This window comes from Granulicatella elegans ATCC 700633 (genome assembly GCF_000162475.2).
In the GTDB taxonomy this organism is placed as follows: Bacteria; Bacillota; Bacilli; order Lactobacillales; family Aerococcaceae; genus Granulicatella; species Granulicatella elegans.
Genome location: NZ_KI391971.1, coordinates 947850 through 953928, shown reverse-complemented (window position 1 = coordinate 953928; position 6079 = coordinate 947850). Strand labels below are relative to the sequence as shown.

Sequence of the window (6079 nt, the reverse complement as noted above, 5' to 3'; positions counted from 1 at the left end):
AAGAAGATTATGAGTGTTTATGACATGCATAAAGGAGATTCCAAGACAATTACCTTATGAATTTAAGAAGAAGTTTGAAGTATTCAAACGTTTTAAGAATGGGATTTATGAAGCATTTACGACAGGATATTCCAATGGAGCTATTGAAGGGACGAATAATTTCATTAAAGTAATTAAACGAGTGGCATATGGATATCGAAATTTTGAGAATATGAAATTAAGAATAAAGATTATCAAAGGATGTTTCTTTACCCCGGTCAATAGAAAGTCATTATGATTTAAGAAAGGTTGTATAGAGTCATTTTAACTTGACAATGAGCCTCCATGGGCATGTTGAATTGGGGGAAGCGAAAAATAATATCAAATTTCACAGCCCCCAAATCGCTAATCGCGGATAACATGCCCCTGCTCATTATAAAGTTAAAACTAGATTTCATTCATAGTTATGTTTGTGGTGGATTCATCAATAGACTAAATATTTCAGTTTCTCCCACCTTATTTATTAAAAATTAAAGACTTAATTTGGTGTTACATTTGATTCACCAACAGAATTTGTCGATGAGCCTATATTAAGAATGAAGAGGTTGGAATTCCAGCCTCTTTTTGTATGCAACGAGGATTGCTAGAGATTTTAATGAAAATATGATAGACTATCCAGGAAGAAAAGGAGTGGTGATCATGAAAAAATTAGCAATTATAGGCACAGGGTGGATATCTTCATCTTTTGTAGAAGCGGTGCAACAAACAAATAGTTTTGAAGTAGTATCTGTATACAGTAGAACACTACAAAAAGCAGAAGAATTTGCTAAAAAGCACCAGATTCCTTCTTGGACAAATCAATGGGGTGAATTTTTATTAGAAAATAATTGGGATGTTGTCTATATCGGATCACCAAACCATACACATGGTGACTATTCAAAACAATTATTAGAGCATCAAAAAAATATTATTGTTGAAAAACCTTCTTTTTTATCGGTTGAAGAGTGGGATGAAGTTCATCAATTAGCGACGGAAAAAAACTTATTCGTGATTGAGGCTATTCGTCATTATTATGAACCAGCCTTCCAAGAAATTAGAAAAATAATTGCTCCTAGAATGAATGAAGTAAAAGGAGCAGTTTTATCGTACGCAAAATATTCTTCAAAATATGATGCATTTTTAAGAGGCGAAATTGCGAATTCATTTTCATTATCCTCTGGTGGGGGTGCTTTAATGGATTTAGGAGTTTATCCTATTTACAATGCGATTAGTTGGTTTGGAATGCCAGAAAAAGCTCATTATCAAGCACGTAAATTACAAAATCAAGCGGATGGACAAGGAATTGTATCATTGGAGTATCCAACATTTGATGTAACGATTTTTGTTGGGAAAGTATTAAATGTATGTCTTCCTCAAGAAATTTACTTTGGTAAAGAGACACTACAAATAAATGACTGCCAAGAAATTAAAGAAGTCAAAACACTATATATGAGTGAAGTTGTGGAAACAAAGGAATATGAACTTCGTAGAAATCCATTAGAATGGGAAGCTATTGGTTTTGTAAAAATATTAGAACGTACACCAGAATCCCTAAAACAATATGAACAAAGTAAAAAAATAAGTCGTAATGTTTTAGAAGTGATTGAAGCATTAAGAAATTCAGCAGGAATTACATTTAATTAAGGAGAAATCATGAAAGAATATATTCAAAACAAATGGAATGAAAAAGGTTTTAAAGACTTAACGCCGATTCAAGAAGCAACAAAGGAATTGATTCAAAATGGGGAAGATGTAGTAGCAGTCTCTCCAACTGGAACAGGAAAAACATTAGCTTACTTGTTACCCTTATTAGAAAAAATTGAAATCAATCATGAACTACAAGCAGTCATTTTAGTACCTAGTCAAGAATTAGCACAACAAATTGGTGAAGTCATTCGTGAATGGAAATTGCCAGAACTAACTATGTTAGTTTTAGCAGGAGGAGCTAATGTAAAGCGTCAAATTGAAAACTTAAAGAAAAAACCTGAATTAGTTGTTGGAACACCAGGACGATTAACAGAATTAGCGAATCAAAGAAAATTAAAACTTCATCAAGTTCAAACACTTGTTTTAGACGAAGCAGATTATTTATTAGCACAAGAACATTTAGAACAAACTCGTTCCTTTATAAAAAAATGTCCATCACAACGACAAATGATTTGCTTTTCAGCCACTAAAAATGAAATATTAGAATCTATTCACCAATGGATTAATATGACACCAAAATGGGTTGAAAATGAAAAGAAAATGTCAGGAAATGGGAATGTAAAACATGTGTATATAGAATCTCCTGTACGTAAAAAAAATGAATTGTTAAGAAAGTTTGCAAATATGAAGGAATATCAAGCATTAGTATTTGTCAATTCACTCGCAAATGCAGGGATTTTAGCAGAAAAATTACAATATCACAATATTCCTTGTGCCTTATTAACGAGTCAAGAAAATCAAATTAATCGTAAAGCTGCGATTCAGGCGTTTAAAAAAGGAGAAGTTCCTATTTTATTAACAACGGATGTGGCAGCACGTGGATTAGATATTGAAGATTTACCAGTCGTCATTCATTATGATTTACCTGAAAATAAAGAGGTATATACTCACCGTTCAGGTAGAACTGGAAGAATGGGAAAAGATGGATTAGTTATTAGTTTTGTTACAGAAAAAGAAGTAAGAGACTTGAAAAAATTGATCCCAGCTGATGCAACACTAGAAGCATTTCAAGTTCATTCAAGCCAACTACAAGTTGCACAGAAGAAAAAAGTGGTGGAAAAGAAACCTTATAAACCAAAAGAGAAAAAAGGAACTGCAAAAAAAGCTTATCCATCAAAAGATAAAAAATCCTTTAAAACTAAAAAATCATCAGGAAAGAAAAAGTAAAAAGGAGTCTCTTAAATGCTTACATTGGAGTTTTTAAAAAATCATTTAGAAGAATATCATTTACCGTATGAAGACAAAGCTGTGTTCATTCAAGTCAAAAGACTCCCACATGAAGAAAATGCGATTTGCTATTGGTCTTCAAAGGGATGTGTATTTTTGGGGTTAAAAGATGATGCGACTTTTACTGATACAAGACCTCTACTATTTCCAGTTGAACGAGTAGAGAAAGTACAGTATCAAAAGAAATTTTTATCAAATGATGAATTCAGTTTTGAAGTTGAAGGAGAAAAGTTTCAATTTGAAATTCCTCATCGTTCTAAATATTTTTCAAATCAAAAAGAACAATTAAAACTGTTCCGAGTAATGATGGAACAATAAAGGAGACGGACATGGAAATTATTCGTTCGCACCAAAATGCAATGGTAAAAAATTATCAAAAGTTACAAACTTCCAAAGGTAGAAAAAAATCGGAAGCGTATATGATTGAAGGGGAACATTTAGTTGAAGAAGCCATTCAATCAAATATTTCCATTCAACGTTTAGTAGTCAGTGAGGACACGATTCAATTTTATGAAAAATGGACAAAGAGCTATCCAACAATGTTTGTTTCAAAAGAAGTGTTTGAAAAGTTATCGATGACTCAAACGAATCAAGGTATTTTAGCGATTGTACCATTAGAAAAGAAACCATTGGTCGAAGTTCCTCAGGGGCGTTATCTTTTAGCAGATGCGGTTCAAGACCCAGGTAATTTAGGAACGATTATTCGTACTGCCGATGCTGCAGGATTTGATGCAGTTGTTTTAGGAGAAGGCTGTGTGGATTTATACAATGATAAAGTTGTTCGATCCATGCAAGGAAGCCAATTTCACGTAGCGATTTATCATGAAAATTTAATGGATGTATATGGGAAGTTAAAAGAAAATGATATTCCAATCGCGGTAACAGCACTTCATCGTGATGCTAAAGATTTCAAATGGTTAACTGGCAGAGACTCTGTTGCAATTGTGGTTGGAAATGAAGGAAATGGCGTTCGTGACGAATTGATTGAATCTGCGGATTTCATTATTCAGATTCCAATGTTTGGTCAAGCAGAATCGTTGAATGTTGCTATTGCGACGGGGGTACTTATGTACCAAACGAGAATATAGTTTATAGGGATTGGGCTGATGTTGTGAGGCCGCCAGCAGCCTTGCGTTGCAAGTCTCATGGCTAATTTTTGAGCCTTGGGTCTCAAAAATTGCCTTAAAAGCTTCCTGGAAACAGGAAGCTTTTATTTCACAACGGCGCCCAATCCCAGGTGCTTCAGTCATAACATGAGGGGACGTTTAGGATGTAATCTTTTACGTTCTGTCGTGTGGCAGAGGCGCTTCGCTGTCTGCCTAATGAGGGACTATTTGAGGTTAGTGAGTTAGCCCTAGTTTAGTACTTCTCATCGGTTTTGAGCGTTTTGTTTGATTGATATCTTTATCTGTGCTATACTATTTACGAATTAAGATGACGTGGAAAGGAGAGTGAGCAGGAATGCTCACTCTTTTTACGCAGTTATGTAAAGGAGGTTATCTATGAGTAAAGTAGCAGAATTAGTTTCAACACTCGCTTTGCCAGTTATTGAAGCAGAAGGGTTTGAATTAGTCGATTTAGAGTTTGTAAAAGAAGGGAAAAATTGGTTTTTACGTTTTTACCTTGACAAACCAGGTGGAATTGATTTAGATGATTGTGCGTTTATGAGTGAAAAATTTAGTGAATTATTAGATGCACAAGATCCAGATCCGATTCCTCAAGCGTATTTCCTTGAAGTATCTTCTCCTGGTGCTGAACGTCCTCTGAAAACTGAGAAAGATTTGAAAGAAGCGATTGGACAATATGTTCATTTATCTTTCTATCAACAAGTTGAAGGTGAAAAGTTTTTAGAAGGATTTTTAACAGAAGTAACTGATGAGTCAGTGACTTTAGAAGTGAAAATTAAAACGCGTAAAAAATCAGTTACGATTGTGCGTGAAAATATTGCAAAAGCTCGATTAGCGATTCAATTCTAGGAATCAATGAGAAACATTTTTGACAAAGGAGTCACATTATGAGTAAAGAAATGATTAAAGCATTAAATATTCTTGAAGAAGAAAAAGGGATTTCTAAAGAAGTTGTAATTACAGCTTTAGAAGCTGCTCTTGTTTCTGCTTATAAGAAAAACTATGGACAAGCACAAAATGTTGAAGTTGAATTTGATGCGAAAAAAGGAAAAATGCATGTATACGCAGTGAAGGAAGTTGTGGAATATGTATTTGATTCAACACTTGAAGTGAGTATTGACGAAGCTCATGAATTACATAAAGCTTATGAAGTTGGAGATAAAATTCGTTTTGAAGTAACTCCAAAAGACTTCGGACGTATTGCTGCACAAACAGCGAAACAAGTCATTATGCAACGTTTAAGAGATGCTGAACGTACAAATATTTATAACGAATTTATCGAATATGAAAATGAAATTATGACAGGTGTAGTTGATCGTCAAGATTTCCGTTATGTATATGTGAATTTAGGTAAAATTGTTGCAGGAATGACAAAACAAGATCAAATTCCTACTGAAGAATATTTACCAGATCAACGTATTAAAGTATTAGTATCTAAAGTTGATAACACAACTAAAGGTCCATTAATTTTCGTAAGTCGTACACATCCAGATTTATTAAAACGTTTATTTGAACAAGAAGTTCCTGAAATTTACGAAGGAGTTGTAGAAATCGTTTCTATTGCTCGTGAAGCAGGAGATCGTGCCAAAGTTGCAGTACGTTCTAGAGATACGAACTTGGATCCAGTTGGTACTTGCGTTGGACCTCGTGGGCAACGTGTTCAAAATATTGTAAATGAATTAAATGGCGAAAATATGGATATCGTTGAATGGAACGAAGATCCATCTGTATACATTGCGAATGCATTAAATCCTGCACAAGTTGTGAAAGTAGATTTTGACTCTGATCGTAATAGCTGCATTGTTGTAGTTCCAGATCATCAATTATCATTAGCGATTGGGAAACGTGGACAAAATGCTCGTTTAGCAGCTAAATTAACAGGTTTCCGTATTGATATTAAATCAGAATCAGCTTATCAAGAATATTTAGACCAATTAGATTCAGAATTACCTACAGTTGAAGAAGATTCAAGTGAAGAAGTTCAAACTGAAGAATAATCA

At 34.0% G+C, this 6079-nt stretch carries 7 protein-coding genes; all 7 read left to right on the top strand.

What is annotated here, in order from left to right:
• Nucleotides 1-19 precede the first annotated feature (19 nt).
• The 7 genes from HMPREF0446_RS08135 (at nucleotide 20) to nusA (ending at nucleotide 6076) form a co-directional block, all read left to right on the top strand.
• Nucleotides 20-277, top strand: a complete 258-nt coding sequence (locus tag HMPREF0446_RS08135; protein ID WP_020991365.1) for a transposase — start codon at nucleotides 20-22, stop codon at nucleotides 275-277.
• A gap of 401 nt (nucleotides 278-678) precedes the next feature.
• The gene (locus tag HMPREF0446_RS04535; RefSeq protein ID WP_020991364.1) at nucleotides 679-1662 is read left to right on the top strand and encodes a Gfo/Idh/MocA family protein; all 984 of its coding nucleotides are present in this window, start codon (nucleotides 679-681) and stop codon (nucleotides 1660-1662) included.
• 9 nt (nucleotides 1663-1671) lie between these two features.
• A complete protein-coding gene (locus HMPREF0446_RS04530; protein WP_006702584.1) occupies nucleotides 1672-2892 on the top strand; it encodes a DEAD/DEAH box helicase in 1221 nt (406 codons plus the stop codon).
• Between the two features lie 15 nt (nucleotides 2893-2907).
• Nucleotides 2908-3270, top strand: coding sequence for a hypothetical protein (locus HMPREF0446_RS04525; protein ID WP_006702585.1), 363 nt, complete (start codon nucleotides 2908-2910; stop codon nucleotides 3268-3270).
• Between the two features lie 11 nt (nucleotides 3271-3281).
• Nucleotides 3282-4040: a TrmH family RNA methyltransferase gene (locus tag HMPREF0446_RS04520; protein WP_006702586.1), complete on the top strand. Its 759-nt coding sequence runs from the start codon at nucleotides 3282-3284 to the stop codon at nucleotides 4038-4040.
• Between the two features lie 414 nt (nucleotides 4041-4454).
• Nucleotides 4455-4928, top strand: a complete 474-nt coding sequence (gene rimP / locus HMPREF0446_RS04515; RefSeq protein ID WP_006702587.1) for a ribosome maturation factor RimP — start codon at nucleotides 4455-4457, stop codon at nucleotides 4926-4928.
• 38 nt (nucleotides 4929-4966) lie between these two features.
• The gene (nusA, locus tag HMPREF0446_RS04510) at nucleotides 4967-6076 is read left to right on the top strand and encodes a transcription termination factor NusA (protein WP_006702588.1); all 1110 of its coding nucleotides are present in this window, start codon (nucleotides 4967-4969) and stop codon (nucleotides 6074-6076) included.
• Nucleotides 6077-6079: the final 3 nt, after the last annotated feature.